The following is a 20,123-nucleotide window of genomic DNA, read 5'->3' as shown; positions in this document are numbered from 1 at the left end:
CACCTATGCAGCGCAGCACGCGACTGGCGGACATTGTGGAGATCATCCGTGACGGACGGCTCCATCTTGCGCGTGATATCGCGGCTGCGCTGAACGTGTCGGTGCGCACGGTTTATCGCGACATCGACACGCTGGTCGCGTCCGGCGTTCCCATCGAGGGTGAACGCGGTGTCGGCTATCTGCTGCGCGATCCGGTATTCCTGCCGCCTTTGGCACTGTCGCTGGCAGAACTGGAGGCGCTGCATCTTGGCATGGCCATCGTGCGCGAAGTGGCGGATGTAGAATTGAAGACGGCGGCGAAAACCCTGCTGGACAAGGTTGGCGAACATGCGTCCAACCGGCGCCGCACGCCCAAGTCATGGGGCTTTGGCGTCTATGAATTCAAGCGCGCGCAGGGCGGGTTCCGGCACATGCCGCTGCTGCGCCGCGCGATCCGTGACGGGCTGAAGCTGCGTATCCTCTATGACGCGCTGGACGGCACCCCGACAGCGCGGATCATCCGCCCGCTGCAAACCGAATACTGGGGGCAAGTCTGGACCTGTTCGGCATGGTGCGAATTGCGCGCCGATTTCCGCGCTTTCCGCATCGACCGCATCACAGACTGCACGGCGACAGGGCAAAGCTTTCGGCCAGAGCCTGGCAAGACCATCGCAGATTACCTGACGCAGGTCGCCGCACAGACAGATCGGGAACCGGACATCGGGTAACCGGATTGCCCGACCTTGGCGAAGAGGTTTAAGGCCTCAACACCCGTCCGCGAATTTCAGCACCCAGATATCGCCCGACCGACCCAGGCCGTAGCTGCGATAGCGCGGGCCGAGCATGTTCGTCAGATGGCCCTGCGACGCGACCCAGGCAGCAAGCACTTCGGCTTCGGAGCGTTGGCCTTGGGCGATGTTCTCGGCCATGGCACCTGCGCTGCATCCGGCGGACCTGATCCTTTGGGCCATCGTGTCACCGTTCGGCCCGCCGGGTGATTGGTGCGCAAAATAGCCCGCCTGCGTCATGTGATCCGCATGGGCCTGTGCGGCGCGCGTCAGACGCGGGTCCTGCCCAAGACCGGACAAGCCACGGCTTTCGCGCAGGTCGTTCAGCGCACCGCCGAATCCTTGCGTGGCGATTGTGGCGGGGACCGACCGTGTCACGGCCTGCTGCTGAGGGATAGGCACCACCACAAAACACCCCGACAAAGCAACAGACGCCACCAAAGCGATTGTGATTCTCATCCCACGCGACCCTTTTGTTCAGATATCTTTTACAACCAGAGAGTTGCGGCAAAGCCAAGGCAGTATTCGGGCATTCGCTGGATGATGCCTCTACCCATACCTGCGCAGGATCGCGAGTGCCGCGGCATGGATCTGGCGATTGGCGGCAGCAAGTACCTGTCCGCCCGCATGCACAGGCGCACCTGACCAATCGGTGACGATCCCGCCAGCCGCCTCGATCACGGCAATGGGGGCCTGTACGTCATAGGCATTCAACCCCGCCTCGATCACCAGATCGACCTGCCCTGCCGCCAAAAGCGCATAGCCATAGCAATCCATGCCATAGCGCGTCAGCCGCACTTGTTGCGATACGGCCTGAAACGCAGCCATCTCGGCGGCGGTGCCGATTTCGGGAAAGGTGGACAGCAGGATCGCCTGATCAAGCGCGCGCGGCGCAAGCGTGGCCAGTGGTGCTGTGCCCATCGGCCCCGTCACATGCGCCTGACCAAAACCGCCCGCGAAACGTTCCGCGATATAGGGCTGGTCGATGATACCGTAAACCGGACCATCCGCGCCACCCACGGCGATCAGCACACCCCATGTGGGCGTGCCGCTGATATAGCCGCGCGTGCCGTCAATCGGGTCAAGCACCCATGTCAGCCCGGATGTGCCCGGGGTCTGGCCATATTCCTCACCAAAGATGCCGTCATGAGGGCGTTCGCGCGCCAGAACCGCGCGCATCGCCTGTTCGGCCGCGCGATCGGCGATTGTGACAGGGTCGAAATGCGCCTCGGCCTTGTTGTCGGCCAGCAGACCGGAGGTGCGAAAATGCGCGAGCGTCACAGGGCGCGCCGCATCGGCCAAAAGATGGGCGACCCGGATCAGGTCGGACTGCGTTGATTGATCCACTTTACCTGCCACCTGTGCTGTGTCCGCAGCCTTGCGGTACCCCAGCACAGTTTGACAGACAAGAGGCGCTTAGGCCGCTTCGCTCAGCACGCGGGCCAGATCGAACAGGCGGCGGCGCTGGTTTTCGGGGATCGCATAATAGGACCGCAGCAATTCCAGCGCTTCCTTGTCGGTCAGGATATCGCCCGGCATATCGTTGCCGGCGACTTCTGCCGCAGGTTGCGCATCATAGCCTTCAAAGAAGAACGAGACAGGCACGCCAAGCACATTAGCGATATCCCAAAGCCGCGAGGCGCTGACGCGGTTCATGCCGGTTTCGTATTTCTGGATCTGCTGGAATTTGATACCAACATTTTCGGCAAGCTGTTGTTGCGTCGTCCCATTCATCCAACGGCGATGCCTGATCCGTTTGCCCACATAGACGTCGACAGGGTGCTTCATCATTATTTCCTTATCAGAAAAACGGCCCGATGATGTGTCATTCAGCGCCGCGATAGTTACCAAAAAAGTGAAAACGCACGGGTTTTCTTCCTGTAATCGATGATGACACCTTTCAGAGCGAACACGCAACGGTTGCAGTCGCTGTCCTGACCTTAAAGACAGGTCACGCGCGAAAAGCAGCGCCCGTGGTCGCGTTGACCGGTCACAGGGTGCTAAAGCTGGAGCTGTCTCACCGTGAAAGGATTCGGACCCATGCGCGCATTTCAGGTATCGTCATTCACCAGCCCGCCCGCCTTGGCCGAAGTCGCAGTGCCAGCCCCCGCTGCGGGCGAGGTCTTGCTCGACATTGCCGCTTGCGGATTGAACTTTGCCGATCTGCTGATGGCCAAGGGATCTTATCAGGACACGCCTGCCCCGCCCTTCACGCTGGGAATGGAAGTGTGCGGCACGGTGATCGCGCAGGGCGAAGGTGTGACCACACCCGCCATCGGCGCCCGCGTCGCGGTGTTCGGCGGCCAAGGCGGCATGGCCGAAAAGGGTGTGTTTCCCGCAGCCCTCTGCCGCCCTGTTCCCGACAGCATGACCGCCGATGTCGCGGCGGGGTTCATGGTGGCCTATGGCACATCGCATCTGGCCCTGACGCAGCGCGCACGGCTGCAACAGGGTGAAACGCTGTTGGTGCTGGGCGCCGCAGGCGGTGTCGGGCTGACGGCGGTGGAAATCGGCAAGGTCATGGGCGCGCGCGTGATCGCCGTGGCACGGGGTGCGGACAAACTGGCTGTGGCGCAGGCGGCTGGCGCGGACCATGTGATCGACAGCGACACGCAGGACATCAAGGCGGCGGTCAAGGCGCTGGGCGGGGCCGATGTGGTTTATGATCCGGTGGGCGGCGATGCGTTCAAGGCCGCGCTTGGCGCGTGCAAACCGCTGGCGCGCTATATCGTCATCGGCTTTGCCAGCGGCGATGTCCCGCAGGTGCCTGCCAATATCCTGCTGGTGAAAAACATCGACCTGATCGGGTTCTACTGGGGCGGCTATCTGAAATTCCGCCCTGATCTGTTGTCCGATTCGCTGGCCGAATTGCTGGGCTGGCTGGCAGAGGGGCGGCTGACCCCGCATATCAGCCACACCCTGCCCTTGGATCAGGCGGCAGAGGCGCTGGAATTGATGCGTAGCCGCGCCTCGACCGGCAAGGTGGTCATTGTGCCATGACAGGGGCTTTGAGCGTATAGAACCCGTCGCGGATGAACCCCGCCAGATCGCGGATCACCGGATTGTCGACGTCGGCGTGATAGAGGTTGATGTTGAAATCGCGCAGATCAGGCAGCGCCCCGCCATGCGCGATCCGTTCGAAATGGCGCGGCTCCGCTCCTGCAAGCATCGTATGAACGGCCAGATCGGCGCTGACCGTCGCTTCGATCGTGCGACTGGAATGGCTTTCGACGGCCATTTCCCAAGGGATGCCCGCCTCGTCCAGACGGCGCTGGACAAAGCCGCGAAAGATGCAGCGGTGTTCATAAGCCAGCCGCAGGGGGCGTTCCTTCCAGACCTGCCCGCCGGGCGCGCCCAGCCAGATCAGCGGGATTGCAGTCAGCGTCTCGCCGTCCTGCCCCACGCTGTCCTCGGTCGTCAGGATCATGTCGATCGCGCCGCGTCGGTATTCGTCCAGCAGGTTGCTAGTAAAGGATGATGACAATTGCACCCGCATCCGCGGATAGGCGGCGGCGAAACGGCGCAAAACCTGCGGGATCACCGGATAGATGATGTCATGCGGCACGCCCAGCGTGACCTCGCCCTCATAAGCCACCGAGGTCAGCTTGCCATAGATCTCGTCGTTCAGGATCAGCATCCGCCGCGCATAGCTGAGCAGCTGTTCCCCCTGCGACGTCAGCGCGATGCCCCGCCCTGTCCGGTCGAGCAGCGGCGCATCAAGCGATTCCTCCAGCCGTTTTAGCTGCATCGACACCGCCGATTGCGTCAGATGCAGCAGGCCCGCCGCCTTGGTCACGCCGCCGGTATCGGCCACCGCCACAAAGGACCGCAGGGCGGTCAGGTCCAGATTGCGCGCCATATCAATATCCCTGATGCTTTACCCATCAAACATTCATTTCTCTTATGACACGCGCACCTCTACATATCAAGCATCAAGATACATACGGCGCTATTCATCAGAAAAGGAAATGTCATGACCAGTCTTTCACAGGCACACACTTGCCCGCAGCCCAAACGGCCCGCGCGCCCGTCTTTTTGGGCGCAGATCACGCAGTCTATCGGCCTGATCCGGCAGCGCCGGTCGCTGGCGGCGCTTGACGCACATATGCTGCGCGATATCGGGATTACCCCCGACGAGGCACAGGCAGAGGCCGCCAAACCGCTCTGGGACGTGCCGCGTCATTGGCGGCTGTGACGCGGATTTGCGCCAGGGTGCGACATTGTTGCGCAAAACGCTCGGATAAGGGGGCTCTTGGGCCGGAAAGTCTTGAATAACGGGGGCATCCTGCCAATATGACGTGCAAGGATGCCGTACCCCGGCGCCGCTGTTTTATTCTGGAGGAAAACATGGCTCAATACGAGACAATTCGCACGGCCGGTGGGGTCCGCACGGCCGCAATCGACGAAGGCCTTCGCGCCCATATGAACAAAGTCTACGGCACGATGTCCGTAGGCATGTTGATCACCTTTGCCGTGGCTTGGGCCGTGGGCACCGCGCCTGCCCTGCTGGGCATGTTCCGTGACCCGATCACGCTGCAGCCCAACATTCTGGGCTGGATCATCATGTTCGCACCATTGGCGATGATCTTTGGCTTCGGCGCCATGATCAACCGCTTCTCGGCTGCTGCCGCGCAGACGTTCTTCTACGCTTTCGCGGCCGTCATGGGCCTGTCGATTGCATGGATTTTCGTGGCCTTCACCGGCATGTCGATCGCGCAGATCTTCCTGATCACCTCGATCGCTTTCGCGGGACTGAGCCTTTATGGCTACACCACGAAAAAGGACCTGTCCGCATGGGGCACGTTCCTGATGATGGGCGTGATCGGTATCATCGTCGCGATGATCGTCAACCTGTTCCTGCAGTCGCCTGCGATCATGTTCGCGATCTCGATCCTCGGCGTGCTGATCTTCGCAGGACTGACCGCCTATGACACGCAGCGCATCAAGTCCGAGTATGTCGCACATGCCGCACAGGGTGATGCGGAATGGCTGGGCAAGTCCGCGATCATGGGCGCGCTGAGCCTCTATCTGAACTTCATCAACATGTTCATGTTCCTGCTGCAACTGTTCGGCAACCGCGAATAAGCGCAGGCAAGACGATCACAGGGGCCGGTGGAAACACCGGCCCTTTTTTGTTGCGCGGGGCTTCGTCACGCAAAAAAAAGGCCGCGCGAACTGCGCGGCCTTTTCACTGTCCCCAAGGGGTCAAGATCACTTACTTGATCTTGCCTTCCTTGTATTCGACATGCTTGCGCACGACGGGATCGTATTTCTTGATCGCCATCTTTTCGGTCATCGTGCGTGCGTTTTTCTTGGTCACATAGAAATGCCCGGTCCCCGCGGTGGAGTTCAGGCGGATCTTGATCGTGGTTGGCTTCGCCATGTTCACTTCTCCGGCTTCGCGGGGCTGGGCCCACGGGTGTATGATTGAAGCTGCCTTTTACCGCGAAGCCCGGCCGAGTCAACCGCAAAGGGGTGTTTCATTGTCGCAGTTTTGCACAACGAACACCCGCACAGGCCCAGCGTGTGTCACCCGCCGCGCGCGCAACCCTGACTATCGATATGTGACGCTAGGTAACAACAGACCACCGAAAACTTCGCAGACCATACGGTTAGCCTTGGTGGCGAACGAATCCAGCGATGTATGAGAAAGCATTCACTTATCACATTCCCGCGAGGACGACATGCAAAGATTCCTTTATTCCGCGACCAGTATCCTGGCACTGGTGACTGCTGCCAACGCACAAGAGACAGGCAATGCGTGGGACGGGTGGTACATCAGCGGCCAGTTCGGCGTGTCACAGCATAAAACCACATACGAAGATATCGACTATGACTGGTACGGGTCGACGATGGACATTCGGTCGTTCGGTGGGCTGGCAGGTGTCGGGGGCGGCTACAACCTTGTGCGCAACAACACATTGATGGGGCTTGCCGCGGACCTGAGCTTTCTGACCAACTCCCGGCAAGATATCTTCTCTACAGACGTGCAGATCCAGAACGATGCCGACCTGCTCGCGACATTGCGCGGGCGTGTCGGCCATGTCGTCGGAGATACGGTTGTCTATACCACGGCAGGTCTCGCCTATGCCAACTTTGAACGCTCCTGGATCGAGTTTGAAGACATTCCTGACAGCTGGCCCGATCTCGGTGCAGGCAAGCTGGGTGTCGCCCTAGGGTTTGGTGTCGAGCAGGCGGTCAACGAGCGGTTATCGATCGGAGGATCGTTCATCACGAGCATCTACGGCGAAAACGACAGTACCAACGAGCTTGACTACACGCTCCGCATCAATGACCGCATCCACACCCTTGCAGTGACCGCAAACTACAGGCTGGGCGACATCGCCAGTCAGCAAGGTGCAACACCTGCTTATGGCACACCGGCCGATTTTTCAGGGGCCTATGCGGGTGCACGCCTGAACGGCGGATTTGCAGATATCGCGACGAGCGATATCGACTTTAACAACCATGGCGGCACCTATGATGTGGGCAATACCGCGGCAACCGGCGCGATCTTAGGCGGGTATAACTGGCAATTGGGTGCAACCGTTGTCGGTGTGGAACTCAACGCCGCGTTTGGCGACATGAGTGCAAGCTACGAAGCCTACAACGGCGACGTCAGCACCTCGATGGACCAGGTGATCAGCCTGCGTGGCCGCGCTGGGATGGCTGCGGGCAACACGCTGCTATATGTCTTGGGCGGGATTTCGGCTGCTGAAGTCGAAAACAGCATCAACGACGGCAACAACGAGATGAACGGCACCTACACAGGCCTGACCGTCGGCGCCGGTGTCGAGCAGTTCTTCAGCGGCAATCTGTCATGGACCGCCGAGGCCAGCTATACAGTGTTCGACGGCACCGATGACGCTGGCAGCGGTGACGATGCCTATTACGGCACCGCTGATCTGACCAGCGTGTCGGCAGGTTTGAATTACTACATCGGCGGCGACAGCCGTGCAAATGGCACGGGCGCCCTTGCGCCGTCGCATGACTGGTCCGGCGCCTATGCAGGTGCCGATTTTGCCCTGCTGGCGAACGAAGGCAGCGTCTGGGACCTTGACTATGTCGAATATGGTGGCAGCTTCGAGATCGTTTCGCTCGGGGCCGGACTGGGCGGCCATGCAGGCTATAACTGGCAGAATGGCAGCTTTGTCTATGGCGTCGTTGGTGATCTTGCGGTCTATTCCAATGACGAAGCCCAGCGCAGCAGTGACTACCGCGAGGTGGTATCCGCGATCAACGTGGCTGGCAGCCTGCGCGGCCGTGCGGGCATCGCATCGGGTGACAGCCTGTTTTTTGCGACAGCCGGTCTGGGCTTTGTCCAGTCCGACCTTGCCCATAACCGACTGCCCGCGCCGGACGTGAGCAGTTACGATCTGAGCGATACGCGCGTCGGTGGTATTGTCGGCCTGGGTGTCGAACATGCGTTGTCAGATACCTTGAGCGTCAAAATGGAAGCGCTGTATTTCGCCTCCAACTCGGACGAATATACCCAAGACCCCGTTCGGGAGTGCAGCGGCCCCATCGGATTTGATGGCGGCGATTGCGCTATGATCGGCACGGATACGAACCTCAGTCTGAAAGTCGGCGTGTCTTACGCCTTCTGATGACCACAAGCCGATATACGACCAGCGCAGTCACCTGCGCTGGTCGATCCAATGCAGCGCGGCGATTGTGAAGCACTGGCACACCGTGTAGCTCTGTTGCATGCCACGGCAGACAGGGACAGCACATCATGACCGTATTTCGCGCCATCTATACGTCCCAGCCCTTTGGCTATGACGAAGCCATCCTCAGCAGCATCCTGATGCAGGCGCGCAAGGCCAATGCCCGCGACGGTATCACCGGTGCGCTTATCTGCCGTGCGGATATCTATCTGCAATGGCTCGAAGGACCAGAGGACAAGGTCCGCGACGCGATTGCCCGCATCAGCCGCGACGACCGCCATCTGGAGGTGAAGGTGCATGTCGCCGAACCCGCGGATGAGCGGGTTTTTGGCGCTTGGGCCATGTTGCACGACCCTGCCAAGACATGGATCTGGTCGCAATCCGAGATCGCCCAAGGCGCGCTCGACCGCGCGACGCCGGAAGAGATCACGGGGTTCTTTCTGCAACTGGCAGAGGCCGGAGAGGCCGGACCTTCCGGCACCTGATCTGACCCGGACGTCATCCGCGACACACTCCGTCGCAAAAGGTCACCGATGCGGCGTTGCGGCGAAGGCGCGGACCACCTGCCTGTGACCAGACTGGGCCGTCACAGGATGCGCGCGGAAGGGTCGGCCATGGTCAAGGTTCTGTCGGGCGTCTGGGCGCTGTTGCTGGGCATCGTGCTGATTATGCTGGGCAACGGGATGCATTTCACCCTGATCGGCCTGCGCGGCGGGATCGAGGGGTTCTCGCCTGCGGCACTGGCGATCGTGACCTCGGGCTATTTCATGGGCTTTCTGTCGGGCGCACGGCTGACGCCCCTGCTGATCCGACGGGTCGGCCATGTGCGCGTCTTCGCCGCTTTGGGCAGTTTCATGTCGGCGGGGCTGATCGCCTTTCCCTTGCTGCCGGACCCGTGGTTCTGGACCATCCTGCGGATCGTCATCGGGTTCTGCATGTCGGGGATCTATGTCGCCGCCGAAAGCTGGCTGAACAACGCTGCCACCAACGATACGCGCGGCAAGCTGCTCTCGGCCTATATGATCGCGCAGACGCTGGGGATCATCGGCGCGCAGGGCCTGCTGACCTTGGGTGACGCTGGCACGTCGGTTCTGTTCATCGGGGCCTCGATCCTTGTGTCTATCTCTTTCGCGCCGATCCTGCTGTCGGTGGCCCCTGCCCCCGCCGTCGAAGTCGCCCGCCCGATGCCCTTGCGCGCGCTCTTTATGGAGTCGCCCTTGGGCACTGTCGGGATTTTTCTGCTAGGCAGCGTTTATGCGACACAGTCAGGGATGGGCGCCGTTTTCGGGACGCAGATCGGGATGACAGCGAACCAGATCGCGCTGTTCGTGGCGATGCTGTTTGCGGGGGCATTGCTGCTGCAATATCCGATCGGCTGGCTGTCGGATGTGATGGACCGGCGCAAGCTGATCTTCGGCGCTGCCGCCATCGGTGCGGGGTCCTGCGCGCTTGGCTGGATTGCGGGGGGCGGTCTGGTGCCGCTGATGGCTGCGGCCTTTTTCGCAGGGGGCGTCACCACGCCGCTATACGCGCTGTTTCTGGCCTATACGAATGATTCCATCGCCCCCGAAGATATGCCCGCCGCATCGGGTGGCCTTGTGTTCACCTTCGGACTGGGCGCGATCATCGGCCCTTTGGTGACGGGGTTTGCAATGCAGAGGATGGGGCCATTCGGGTTCTGGATCGTGCTGGGTGTGACCTTTGCCGCAATCGCGGCCTATGCGCTTTACCGCATGACCCAGCGCGCACCCGTAGCGGTGGCGCAGACCGAAAGCTACCTCAACGTGCTGCCGACCAGCTCGCCCGTAGCAGTCGAAGCCGCCGGTGAATGGGCAGCCGAGAACGCCGAAACGGAGGGGCTGGCACGGTCCTGATTGCGGACAGGATCAGTACAGCGTCTTTTGATAAGCCTCTTCCAACTGCGCATCTTTTTCCGCCAGTTCCGCGGCATCCAGCGGGCGTTCGGCTGTCTGGTCATGCAGCATCTGCATCAGCGATGGCATGGCGCCACGGTCCTGTCTCTTTGCGGGGTCCCACAAGCCCGACCGGCGGAAGGCTTTGGCGCAATGCACGAAAACCTCTGCCACGTGAATCACCACCATCAGGCGCGGGTCGCGGTCATCCATGCGGCCCAGCGCCAGCAGATCGGGGTCGGTGGTTAATTGCGCGGTGCCATTGACCCGCAAGGTTTCTTCGAAACCGGGAATCATGAACAACAGCCCCACCTGCGGATTGCCAATGATATTGGCCAGCGAATCCAGCCTGTTATTTCCCGGCCTGTCCGGCAGTGCGAGGGTGCGGTCATCCAGTACCTGCACGAAACCGGGCGCATCGCCACGCGGGCTGACATCGGCGCGGCCATCTGCCCCTTGCGTGCCAAGGCAGACAAAGGGCGCGCGGGCGATGAAATCGCGCGCATGGGGATCAAGCCCAGGCAGGCTTTTGATCGCCGCGATGGCATGCACCGGCGGGAACAGGGCGCGCAGGGCGGCTTCGTTCGGGATGATATGGGCGGGATCAAGCGGGGTGCGGGTCATGGCGGACCTTGTCAGCAGGGATTCGCCGGGCAGCCTAACGCAAAGGGGATGAATTGAAACGCGCGGATGGCCTGTAAGCCGGATTCTGTCAAGATGGCGAACCACCCTGGATGACCATTCATCTGGAGCGCCTATTGCCAGACGCCCTCTAGCTGCCAACCCGGACCGCTCGGGCTCAAGCCTCCCTGCGGCTGATATCCCGAAGGATCAACACCGCGCGCGGTCCCTATTTGGCATTGCTCCCGGTGGGGCTTGCCGTGCCGGTCCGGTTGCCCGTCCCGCGGTGGGCTCTTACCCCACCGTTTCACCTTTTCCCCCGTGTAGAGGGTAGTCTGTTCTCTGTGGCGCTTTCCCTGGGGTTACCCCCGCCGGGCGTTACCCGGCACCGTGCTTTGTGGAGTCCGGACTTTCCTCGAACCCATGACAGGCCCGCAGCCATCCAGCCATCCGCGCAAGGGCCAGTTAGGCAGCCTGCCCGCCCGCGTCAACGGGGAAACGGTGCGCTAGGTCCGCGATGAGGCCCGCATCGGTGCCATCCAGCGGCCCCTGCGCCCAAGGACGGAACCGCAGGCGGAAGGAGTGCAGCAGCAGATCGGGGTCATCGGTGGCGGTATAGCCAAAGCCGCGCATGGCGGCGGCGAAACCTGCGGGGTCAGCCTGCCCCGCATCCGGCCAGACCGACAGGCCCTGCAGCGCGAGCCTGCGCCAGTCAAAGCGCGGGCCGGGGTCGATCTTGCGGTGAGGTGCCATGTCGGAATGGCCAATGATCCGCTCCGGCGGAATATCCCAGCGCTGCATGATGCCGCGCAAAAGATCCTCCAGCGCATCCATCAGCGGCGCGGCAAAGGGGCTTGTCCCGTCGTTGGCAAGCTCGATCCCGATGGAATGGCTGTTCACATCCGTGACCGCCCCCCAGCGCCCTGCCCCTGCATGCCAGGCGCGCAGGTCCTCGGCAACCAGCGACAGGACGGTGCCATCCTCGGCGATCAGATAATGGGCAGAGACCTGCGTGTCGGGGTTGCACAGCGTGTCGCAGGCGGCAGCAGCGCTGGTCATGGCGGTGTAATGGATCACCACCATGTCGGGCCGCGCGCCATTACGGCGCGGCCCGCAGTTGGGTGATTGCCGGTCCGCGCGGATCAGTTCTGCACGGCACGGCGGAAGGGTTCAGGGTCCCAGCCGCAAGCAAAGCCGTCGCCATCGGGGTCGATGCCAAGACGGTCACGCTCTGGCCCGCCGCGCGCAAGGAAATCGCGCTGCGCGTCATCCGCCGTGGCATAGGCGGCGCAATTGCGCTGGAACCGCGCCTGACCGGACAAAAGCGACCGGCTGTACCATTCCTGCCCGCGCACATTCGGCGCGTTCAACGCATATTCGACGATATTCGGGCCGGTCGCCACAGGACGTTCGGGCAAAGGCTGCGGCGCGATCTGCTGTTGTGCAGCGATAGCGGCCTGACGGCGCTGTGCATCGCTTTCGATCGTTTCACGGCCAGCGACAGCATCAAAGTTCTGTTCGTCGGAGATACCGGTGTTGCTGCGCACAGGCGCTGGCGGCGTGGTCGTCATGGCCGGTTGCGGCGGAAGGTTTGCGCCGGGTGCCGGGAAACCGGAGCCGAAGCCACCTTGGCCAATCCCTGCAGCCGCAAGCTCGCTGGCGGGGATGGCACCGCCGACCGGCCCGATCGGAGCAGATTGCACGGTGGGTGGTGGCGCAAAACCGCCGCCGCCGCCGGCAAGTGCTGCCTCGCGCTGGGCGCGCTCGATCTCGAACGCAGAGCGGTCGTCGAAACCGACACCGCGCGGACGGTCGAACTGCTGCGGCGCGCAGGCGGCCAGAACGAGCGCACCCGCCAAGATCAAGACACCTGTTTTCATTCCTTGCACACCCATATCACCTGATTTCATCCAATCGAAACTACCACCACTTGGCGGGCTTGGCTACAAAGCCCGCAGCCGTTTCCAGCCGGTAGGCGATGTTGAGCAATTCCGCCTCTTCCCACGGCTTGCCGATCAGTTGCAGCCCCAAGGGCAGCCCTTGGGCGTCACGCCCTGTCGGCACCGCGATGCCGGGAAGGCCGGCAAGGTTCACTGTCACGGTAAACACATCGTTCAGATACATCTTGATCGGGTCGGCATCCGCCATTTCACCGATGCCAAAGGCCGCAGACGGCGTCGCAGGCGTCAGGATCGCATCGACACCCGCAGCGAAAGCGTCGTCAAAGTCACGCTTGATCAGGGTCCGTACCTTGCGGGCGCGGTTGTAATAGGCGTCATAGAACCCCGCCGACAGCACATAGGTGCCGACCATGACACGGCGCTGCACCTCCGAGCCGAAGCCTTCGGCGCGTGTCTTTTCATACATCTGCGTGATGCCGTCACCTGCGCCAAGCTTCGCGCGGTGGCCGAAACGTACGCCATCATACCGCGCAAGGTTCGACGATGCCTCGGCGGGGGCGATGACGTAATAGGCGGGCAGCGCGTATTTCGTATGCGGCAGGCTGATATCGACGATCTTGGCACCGGCGTCGCGCAGCATCGCTGTGCCGTCTTCCCAGAGCTTTTCGATCTCGGCAGGCATGCCGTCCATGCGGTATTCGCGCGGAATGCCGATGGTCTTGCCCTTGATATCGCCGGTCAGGGCCGCCTCGAAATCGGGCACGGGCAGATCGGCGCTGGTGCTGTCCTTGGGGTCATGGCCGCACATCGCCTGCAACATGATGGCGCAATCGCGCACGTCCTTGGTCATCGGCCCCGCCTGATCGAGCGACGAGGCGAACGCCACGATCCCCCAGCGCGACACGCGCCCATAAGTCGGTTTCAGGCCGGTGATGCCGGTAAAGGCCGCAGGCTGGCGGATCGACCCGCCGGTATCGGTGCCGGTGGCGGCAAGGCAGAGATCAGCGGCGACAGCGCTGGCCGACCCGCCCGACGAGCCGCCGGGCGTCAGGTTACGGTCGTCGACCTTCCAAGGGTTGATCGCTGGCCCGTAAACGGAGGTTTCGTTGGACGAGCCCATGGCGAATTCGTCCATGTTCAGCTTGCCCAGCATCACGGCGCCAGCGTCGAACAGCTTGCCGGTGACGGTCGATTCGTATTCAGGTTTGAACCCTTGCAAGATGCGGGACGCGGCCTGCGACGGCACACCCTTGGTGCAGAACAGGTCCTTGATCCCCAAGGGGATGCCACACATCGCGGGCGCATCGCCGAACTTGATCCGCACATCGGCGGCCTGCGCCTGCGCCAGCGCGATTTCAGGCGTCTTGTGCACGAAGGCACCCAGCGCATCGGCCCCGTCGATTGCGGTCAGGCAGGCTTGCGTGATTTCGGTGCTGGTCACGTCACCCTTGCGCAGCGCGTCGCGGGCGGCGGAAATGGTCAGTTTGGTCAGATCGGACATTATTCCACCACCTTCGGCACGGCAAAAAACCCTTCACGCGCATCGGGCGCGTTTTTCAACACGGCGGCCTGCTGGTTGCCGTCGGTCACCACATCGGCGCGGCGTTTCAGCCGCTGTGGCGTGACCGAGGTCATCGGCTCGACGCCGTCCACATCCACTTCGTTCAATTGTTCGATGAACCCCAGAATCGCGTTGAATTCGGAGGCAAGCGCGGGCAGCGCATCCTCGGCGACCTCGATGCGGGCGAGCTTGGCCACGCGGCGGGCGGTTTCGGTATCAATCGACATGGGCAGAACTCTCCGGTGCAACTGTCATGCGCGTTTAGCGGTCTCGGGCCGCGCCCGCAAGCATATGGCGGCGGTAAACAAGGATCATCCATGCCAGCATCACGGCGTTGAAGATATGCCACAGGAAATGCGTGCCGAAGGGGATGAGGTTGCACAGGATTTCATCGAGCGACCGCGCGGTGATCGACAGCGCCAGCAGCCCCGCCCCGATCAGGAATCCCCGCGTGATATCGGGCGTTTTTCTCAACGCCAGCCCGTAGATCACCAAGAGGATCGGCACGGTCCAGTAAAATGCGGAAATGCCAAAAAACGGCAGCATCCCCAAAAGCGGGACCGTGATCGCGGCGAAGGGCAAAAACAGTGCTGTTGCCCCCAAGGCGGGCCAGAACCCCAGCCCGATCACATCACGGTGCACGGCGAAAAGGTAAAGCAGGATGAAGGCCCCGATAGGCACAACATCCATCAGTGCGGACCAGGGTGTCGCGAAGGTGTGGAACAGGAAACTGCCCACCCCGATGGCAAAAAGGATCGCAGCCAGCGCGCGTGCCAGCGGCAGCCCCGCCGTGCGCGGCCAGACCCAGAGGGCGGCGACGAGGAAGGCGAGATTGGTCAGCGCGTTGATCGGTTCGGACCAGAAGCTGGGGTCGATCCGTTCGCAATAGGCGTCGATATGGCTGTGCCAGTCCATGAGTGGCCTCTTGAGGATGGGGTGGAAAGACTCTTATGCCTCCGGCGGGAGTATTTGTGGAAAAAAGAAGTTGTGATCAGCGTTTTGCGGCGAAGAAATCGCGCAAGAGCTGTTCGGCCTCGGCGGCGCTGATGCCGTCATAGATTTCGGGCCGGTGGTGGCATTGCGGATGGGTGAAGATGCGCGGCCCCTGCGCCACGCCGCCCGATTTGGGGTCAGCGGCGGCATAATAAAGCCGCGCGATGCGCGCGTTGCTGATGGCGGCCGCGCACATCGGGCAAGGTTCGAGTGTCACGTAAAGGTCGCAGCCCGTCAGCCGTTCCTGCCCCAGCGCGGCACAGGCCGCGCGGATCGCGAGCATTTCGGCATGGGCGGTGGGGTCGTTGCGTTCCCGCGTCCGGTTGCCCGCCTGCGCGATGATTGCTCCGTCGCGCGCGATGACGGCACCCACCGGCACCTCGCCGCGAGCGGCGGCGGCGCGCGCCTCGGCCAGCGCGAGGTCCATATGCGAGCGGAAAACCATTGTTGAGTGATGCCTGCGCGCGCAATCTCTGGCAAGGGCCGATCAAAGCGGCTAAGGGTCAGCCATGAGCAATGATACACCCCAGGGCGACCGGATCGCCAAAGTCCTGTCGCGCGCGGGTGTCGCCAGCCGCCGCGACGCCGAACGCATGATCGCCGAAGGTCGCGTCAGCGTGAACGGCAAGGTCATCACCAGCCCCGCGCTGAATGTCACCGATGCCGACCGGATCGTCGTGGACGGCAAGGCCATGCGCGCGCCCGAGCCGCCGCGCCTGTGGCTTTATCACAAGCCTGCGGGACTGGTGACGACCGAGCGCGACGAAAAGGACCGCCCCACGGTGTTCGCATCCTTGCCCGAGGACATGCCGCGGGTGATGTCGGTGGGGCGCTTGGACCTCAATTCCGAAGGGCTGCTGCTGCTGACCAATGACGGCGGTGTCAAGCGGCGGCTGGAACTGCCCTCGACCGGTTGGCTGCGCCGTTACCGCGTGCGCATCAACGGATCGGTCAGCGAGGCCCGGCTGGAACAGTTGCGCGCAGGCATCACGGTCGACGGCATCCGCTATCAGCCGATGATCGTGACCTTCGACCGCCAGCAGGGGGCGAACGCCTGGCTGACCGTCAGCCTGCGCGAAGGCAAGAACCGCGAAATCCGCCGCGCGATGGAGGCGATCGGCGTGACCGTGAACCGTTTGATCCGTGTCAGCTACGGCCCGTTCCAGCTGGGCAATCTGGAAGCGGGTGCTGTCGAAGAGGTCAAAGGCCGTGTCGTGCGTGACCAGCTGGGGCTGACCGACAAGGATCTGGGCAAGGACAGCGCCAAACCCGCCCCCACACGGGTGCGCAAGCCGGTCAACCGGCCTGTCGCGGGGAAAAAACGGTCAGGCTGATCCTTTCGCCGCAGGAATTGACGCAAAACTCTCGCATTATTGTGCAAGGCTCCTTATCTGGGAAACGACCATGACCGGAGTATCTGCCCCATGTTGCGTCTGATCCTGCTGCTGAGTTTTGTCGCCATTCTGGCGATGGGCTTTCTGGCTGTGCTGGGGGCAGTGCGCATCATGGCGGGCGGTGCCGCAGAAAAGGACCCAGACCCCATGCCCGCCCCCTTTCGACGGATTTCCTATATCGTGCTTGTCGTGCTGATGTTCGGCGTGTCGACCGGCTGGCTGGGATCGGCCTGATGGCAAAACGGTTCGGTGGCAAGTTCAGCCCTTCGGGGGCCGCGTCCGACCCGCGCGAGGCGGCGGTCGATCCGGTGCGCATCAAGGCGGCGGGATCGCGCGGGCGTATCCTTTACGTGCCAGCCGTGGTGCTTGTGTTCACATCTCTGAATGCGGGGCCTGCGGTGCTGGTCACGGCTCTTGCCGGTGCGGGGGTGCTGACGCTGGCGGCGTGGCTTTTGCAGGAAGGTCTGCGCGCCGAAGCCGCCTATGATGCGCGCAAGGTCGCGCGCCGTCCCGCCCTGCCGCGCAAGATGCTGGCCTCGGCGCTGACAGGTTTGGGCGTGGCGATTGCGGCCTATACCGGCGACAGCGGCATCGTGGGATCGGCGCTTTATGGCGTGGCGGCGCTTGCGCTGCATGTCGCGGCTTTCGGGATCGACCCGCTTACTGACAAAAAGGTTGCGGGGCTGGACCGGTTCCAGCAGGACCGCGTGGCGCGCGTGGTGGACGAGGCCGAGGCGCATCTGACCGATATGGCCGCTGCCATCGCCAGCCTGAACGACCGCCGCCTGATCGAACGGGTGGCAGGGTTCCAGCGTGTCGCCCGCCGCATGATCGCCAAGATCGAAGAGGACCCCCGCGACCTGACAGGCGCGCGCCGCTATCTGGGCGTCTACCTGATGGGTGCACGCGACGCGACGGCCAAGTTCGTCGACATCACCCGCCGTGGCCCCGATGCCGAGGCGCGCGCGAAATACGAAGCACTTTTGACCGATCTGGAGCAGAACTTTGCCGCCCGCACCGAAAAGATGCTGGTGGATGACCATGCCGATATGGATATTGAAATCAATGTGCTGCGCGACCGGTTGCAGCGAGAGGGCGTGAGCCTGAAAACGAAAGGGAACGAGTGATGTCCGAATCTACCCGCGAAAAGGCGGCCCAGGCTTTAGCCGAGGTCGAAAAAGTGACTGCTGTCGTCTTGCCCGAACCGTCGCGCGACCTTGTCGTGCTGGAAAGCGCCGATGCGCCGACCAAGGCGGAAATCACCCGCCGGATGGCGGAAATCAACATCGGCGACACCAATTCGATCGTGTCCTTCGGGGCCTCGGCCCAGACCGATCTGCAGGCCATCAGCCAAAGCATGCTGGCGGGTGTGCGCAACAAGGATGTGGGCCCTGCCGGTGACAGCCTGCGCAATATGGTCACGACGATCCGGGGCTTTTCGGTGTCGGAACTCGACGTGCGCCGCCAACGGACCTGGTGGGAAAAACTGATCGGGCGCGCCGCCCCCATCGCCAAATTCACCGCCCGGTTCGAGGAGGTCCAAGGCCAGATCGACAAGATCACCGATGACCTTTTGCGCCACGAACATGTGCTGCTGAAGGATATCGAAAGCCTCGATATGCTGTATGACAAGACGCTGCAGTTCTATAACGAACTTGGTCTCTACATCGCCGCGGGCGAGGCAAAGCTGGCCGAACTGGATGCCACGACCATCCCCGCAAAGGAGGCCGAAGTCCAAGCCGCGCCCGAAGATGCAGCGATGATGAAGGCGCAGGAATTGCGCGATCTGCGCTCTGCCCGCGACGATCTGGAACGCCGCGTGCATGATCTGAAACTGACCCGTCAGGTGACGATGCAATCGCTGCCCTCGATCCGGCTGGTGCAAGAAAACGACAAGTCGCTTGTGACCAAGATCAATTCGACCTTGGTGAACACCGTGCCTTTGTGGGAAACGCAACTGGCGCAGGCGGTGACGATCCAGCGGTCGAGCGAGGCGGCAAAGGCCGTGCGCGCCGCAAACGACCTGACCAACGAACTGCTGACCGCCAATGCGCAGAACCTGCGCGACGCCAACAAGATCATCCGCACCGAAATGGAACGCGGCGTGTTCGATATCAACGCGGTGAAAGAGGCGAACGCGAACCTGATCGCCACGATCAACGAAAGCCTCGAGATCGCGGATGAAGGCAAGCGCAAGCGCGCCGAAGCCGAAGTCGAGATGCAGAAGATGGAAGCCGAGCTCAAGCAGACCCTCGCCAGCGCCCGCGCGCGCAAGACAGGGACTGGAGATGTTATCGGCACTGCGGCCGGCGTCGAGTAGACCGGCATGACGGCTGCACGGCTTATTGTAGCGCTGGCTGTGACGGCGGCTTTTTTGGCGGGGTGCGAGGTTGCGCCCCCGCCAGACCCCGTTTCGCCACCGCAGGCCGTGCCTGCCGTCGTTGTGCCCGCCTTGCCTGCGGTGCGTGCGCCTAGTCTGGCAAGCCGCAACCTGATGGCCCATTACACCGCCTTGCAGACCCAGATGCTGACGCAGAACCTGCTGCGCAGCGATGGCGGGGGGCCGGATACGCCCTTTACCGATACGATGCTGGCGCGCAACTTTGCCCAGATCGCGCTGGCCACGGAATACAAGGACAACAGCGATTTCACCCTCCAGCAGGGTGGTCAGACGACGCTGCGCCGCTGGGAACAGCCGATCCGTATGAATGTTGTATTCAGCGAAACCGTGCCGCTGGCGCAGCGCGATCAGGACCGGACAAGTGTATCCGCTTTTGCCGCGCGGCTGGCACGGCTGACGGGCGTACCGATCAGCCAGACCGACGCGGCCCCCAATTTCCATGTCCTGTTTCTGGACGAGGATGACCGACGGGGTGCGGCTGACAGGCTGCGCGCGCTGGTCCCCGGCATCTCGGACGCGACGGTGCGGGGCATCGTGACGCTACCACGCGACCAGCTGTGCCTTGTTGCCGCCGTGTTCCAGCCCGGCCAGTCCACCTATGCGCAAGCCGTCGTGCTGATCCGCGCCGAACACCCCAACCTGATGCGCGCCGCCTGCATCCACGAGGAACTGGCGCAGGGCATGGGGCTTGCCAATGACAGCGACACCGCGCGCCCGTCGATCTTTAACGACAGCGAGGAATTCGCGCTGCTGACACGGCATGACGAATTGCTGCTGCGCATACTTTACGACCGCCGCCTTGCCGCCGGCATGCCCCCCGCCACCGCCGCCCCGATCGCAGCAGAAATTGCGCGCGAGCTGTTGGCGGCGGGTGCCAGCTGACCTCAACCCACTTAGGGAGACCG

24 protein-coding genes and 1 other RNA gene are annotated in these 20,123 nt (G+C 62.5%); 12 read left to right on the top strand and 13 right to left on the bottom strand.

Annotated elements, in window-relative coordinates; translation table 11 throughout:
• Positions 1–5 precede the first annotated feature (5 nt).
• Positions 6–707 carry a YafY family protein gene (locus VCK47_RS16125; protein ID WP_322891474.1) on the top strand — a complete coding sequence of 234 codons (702 nt, stop codon included), beginning with the start codon at positions 6–8 and terminating at the stop codon, positions 705–707.
• Between the two features lie 36 nt (positions 708–743).
• Here VCK47_RS16125 and VCK47_RS16120 read toward each other — a convergent pair whose 3' ends face one another.
• From VCK47_RS16120 to VCK47_RS16110, 3 genes are all read right to left on the bottom strand, one after another.
• Complete coding sequence (locus VCK47_RS16120) at positions 744–1,226, bottom strand: CAP domain-containing protein (protein WP_322891475.1); 483 nt, start codon at positions 1,224–1,226, stop codon at positions 744–746.
• A 90-nt stretch (positions 1,227–1,316) separates the two neighbouring features.
• Positions 1,317–2,114 carry an inositol monophosphatase family protein gene (locus VCK47_RS16115; RefSeq protein ID WP_322891476.1) on the bottom strand — a complete coding sequence of 266 codons (798 nt, stop codon included), beginning with the start codon at positions 2,112–2,114 and terminating at the stop codon, positions 1,317–1,319.
• A gap of 69 nt (positions 2,115–2,183) precedes the next feature.
• Positions 2,184–2,555 (bottom strand): helix-turn-helix transcriptional regulator, encoded by a 372-nt coding sequence (locus VCK47_RS16110; protein ID WP_322891477.1) that lies wholly within the window; start codon positions 2,553–2,555, stop codon positions 2,184–2,186.
• A gap of 252 nt (positions 2,556–2,807) precedes the next feature.
• On the opposite strand from VCK47_RS16110, the gene VCK47_RS16105 reads away from it, so the two are divergent.
• The gene (locus VCK47_RS16105) at positions 2,808–3,767 is read left to right on the top strand and encodes an NADPH:quinone oxidoreductase family protein (RefSeq protein WP_322891478.1); all 960 of its coding nucleotides are present in this window, start codon (positions 2,808–2,810) and stop codon (positions 3,765–3,767) included.
• Here VCK47_RS16105 and VCK47_RS16100 read toward each other — a convergent pair.
• Complete coding sequence (locus VCK47_RS16100; RefSeq protein WP_322891479.1) at positions 3,754–4,626, bottom strand: LysR family transcriptional regulator; 873 nt, start codon at positions 4,624–4,626, stop codon at positions 3,754–3,756. The two genes, VCK47_RS16105 and VCK47_RS16100, sit on opposite strands and share 14 nt — an antisense overlap.
• A gap of 114 nt (positions 4,627–4,740) precedes the next feature.
• Here VCK47_RS16100 and VCK47_RS16095 point away from each other — a divergent pair, with 114 nt between their 5' ends.
• Entirely contained in the window at positions 4,741–4,962 is a 222-nt protein-coding gene (locus VCK47_RS16095) for a DUF1127 domain-containing protein (RefSeq protein ID WP_322891480.1), read from the top strand.
• A gap of 152 nt (positions 4,963–5,114) precedes the next feature.
• Positions 5,115–5,852: a Bax inhibitor-1/YccA family protein gene (locus VCK47_RS16090; protein WP_322891481.1), complete on the top strand. Its 738-nt coding sequence runs from the start codon at positions 5,115–5,117 to the stop codon at positions 5,850–5,852.
• Positions 5,853–5,982: 130 nt separating this feature from the next.
• Here VCK47_RS16090 and rpmG read toward each other — a convergent pair whose 3' ends face one another.
• On the bottom strand, positions 5,983–6,150 hold the full coding sequence (gene rpmG, locus VCK47_RS16085) for a 50S ribosomal protein L33 (RefSeq protein ID WP_007204264.1): 168 nt from the start codon (positions 6,148–6,150) through the stop codon (positions 5,983–5,985).
• Positions 6,151–6,451: 301 nt separating this feature from the next.
• Here rpmG and VCK47_RS16080 point away from each other — a divergent pair, with 301 nt between their 5' ends.
• From VCK47_RS16080 to VCK47_RS16070, 3 genes are all read left to right on the top strand, one after another.
• Positions 6,452–8,374 carry an outer membrane protein gene (locus VCK47_RS16080; RefSeq protein ID WP_322891482.1) on the top strand — a complete coding sequence of 641 codons (1,923 nt, stop codon included), beginning with the start codon at positions 6,452–6,454 and terminating at the stop codon, positions 8,372–8,374.
• A gap of 128 nt (positions 8,375–8,502) precedes the next feature.
• Complete coding sequence (locus VCK47_RS16075; protein WP_322891483.1) at positions 8,503–8,919, top strand: BLUF domain-containing protein; 417 nt, start codon at positions 8,503–8,505, stop codon at positions 8,917–8,919.
• A 129-nt stretch (positions 8,920–9,048) separates the two neighbouring features.
• The gene (locus VCK47_RS16070; RefSeq protein WP_322891484.1) at positions 9,049–10,308 is read left to right on the top strand and encodes an MFS transporter; all 1,260 of its coding nucleotides are present in this window, start codon (positions 9,049–9,051) and stop codon (positions 10,306–10,308) included.
• 12 nt (positions 10,309–10,320) lie between these two features.
• Here VCK47_RS16070 and VCK47_RS16065 read toward each other — a convergent pair whose 3' ends face one another.
• The 8 genes from VCK47_RS16065 to VCK47_RS16030 all read right to left on the bottom strand — a co-directional run bounded on the left by VCK47_RS16065 (position 10,321) and on the right by VCK47_RS16030 (position 15,868).
• Positions 10,321–10,971: a pyridoxamine 5'-phosphate oxidase family protein gene (locus VCK47_RS16065; protein WP_322891485.1), complete on the bottom strand. Its 651-nt coding sequence runs from the start codon at positions 10,969–10,971 to the stop codon at positions 10,321–10,323.
• Positions 10,972–11,029: 58 nt separating this feature from the next.
• Positions 11,030–11,422: RNase P RNA component class A (gene rnpB / locus VCK47_RS16060), an RNA gene on the bottom strand.
• An 11-nt stretch (positions 11,423–11,433) separates the two neighbouring features.
• A complete protein-coding gene (locus VCK47_RS16055; RefSeq protein ID WP_322891486.1) occupies positions 11,434–12,051 on the bottom strand; it encodes an N-acetylmuramoyl-L-alanine amidase in 618 nt (205 codons plus the stop codon).
• Between the two features lie 59 nt (positions 12,052–12,110).
• The gene (locus tag VCK47_RS16050) at positions 12,111–12,848 is read right to left on the bottom strand and encodes a hypothetical protein (RefSeq protein ID WP_322891487.1); all 738 of its coding nucleotides are present in this window, start codon (positions 12,846–12,848) and stop codon (positions 12,111–12,113) included.
• Positions 12,849–12,888: 40 nt separating this feature from the next.
• Complete coding sequence (gene gatA / locus VCK47_RS16045; protein ID WP_322891488.1) at positions 12,889–14,370, bottom strand: Asp-tRNA(Asn)/Glu-tRNA(Gln) amidotransferase subunit GatA; 1,482 nt, start codon at positions 14,368–14,370, stop codon at positions 12,889–12,891.
• Positions 14,370–14,657, bottom strand: coding sequence for an Asp-tRNA(Asn)/Glu-tRNA(Gln) amidotransferase subunit GatC (gene gatC / locus VCK47_RS16040; RefSeq protein WP_322891489.1), 288 nt, complete (start codon positions 14,655–14,657; stop codon positions 14,370–14,372). Before gatC ends, gatA begins: the two co-directional genes overlap by 1 nt.
• Before the next feature lie 34 nt (positions 14,658–14,691).
• Positions 14,692–15,345: a hypothetical protein gene (locus tag VCK47_RS16035; RefSeq protein WP_322891490.1), complete on the bottom strand. Its 654-nt coding sequence runs from the start codon at positions 15,343–15,345 to the stop codon at positions 14,692–14,694.
• A 76-nt stretch (positions 15,346–15,421) separates the two neighbouring features.
• Positions 15,422–15,868 carry a nucleoside deaminase gene (locus VCK47_RS16030; protein ID WP_322891491.1) on the bottom strand — a complete coding sequence of 149 codons (447 nt, stop codon included), beginning with the start codon at positions 15,866–15,868 and terminating at the stop codon, positions 15,422–15,424.
• Between the two features lie 64 nt (positions 15,869–15,932).
• Between VCK47_RS16030 and VCK47_RS16025 the strand changes: the two genes are divergently transcribed.
• The 5 genes from VCK47_RS16025 (at position 15,933) to VCK47_RS16005 (ending at position 20,100) form a co-directional block, all read left to right on the top strand.
• Positions 15,933–16,757, top strand: a complete 825-nt coding sequence (locus tag VCK47_RS16025) for a pseudouridine synthase (RefSeq protein WP_322891492.1) — start codon at positions 15,933–15,935, stop codon at positions 16,755–16,757.
• A 90-nt stretch (positions 16,758–16,847) separates the two neighbouring features.
• Positions 16,848–17,051 carry a hypothetical protein gene (locus VCK47_RS16020; RefSeq protein WP_322891493.1) on the top strand — a complete coding sequence of 68 codons (204 nt, stop codon included), beginning with the start codon at positions 16,848–16,850 and terminating at the stop codon, positions 17,049–17,051.
• The gene (locus VCK47_RS16015) at positions 17,051–17,944 is read left to right on the top strand and encodes a 5-bromo-4-chloroindolyl phosphate hydrolysis family protein (protein WP_322891494.1); all 894 of its coding nucleotides are present in this window, start codon (positions 17,051–17,053) and stop codon (positions 17,942–17,944) included. The genes VCK47_RS16020 and VCK47_RS16015 overlap by 1 nt, the downstream gene beginning before the upstream one ends.
• A complete protein-coding gene (locus VCK47_RS16010; protein WP_322891495.1) occupies positions 17,944–19,137 on the top strand; it encodes a toxic anion resistance protein in 1,194 nt (397 codons plus the stop codon). The genes VCK47_RS16015 and VCK47_RS16010 overlap by 1 nt, the downstream gene beginning before the upstream one ends.
• A gap of 6 nt (positions 19,138–19,143) precedes the next feature.
• A complete protein-coding gene (locus tag VCK47_RS16005; protein WP_322891496.1) occupies positions 19,144–20,100 on the top strand; it encodes a DUF2927 domain-containing protein in 957 nt (318 codons plus the stop codon).
• Positions 20,101–20,123 lie beyond the last annotated feature (23 nt).

Origin of the sequence: Yoonia sp. 72 (genome assembly GCF_034652275.1) — a bacterium.
GTDB lineage: Bacteria > Pseudomonadota > Alphaproteobacteria > Rhodobacterales > Rhodobacteraceae > Yoonia.
This window is presented reverse-complemented; position numbering and strand designations above follow the sequence as displayed.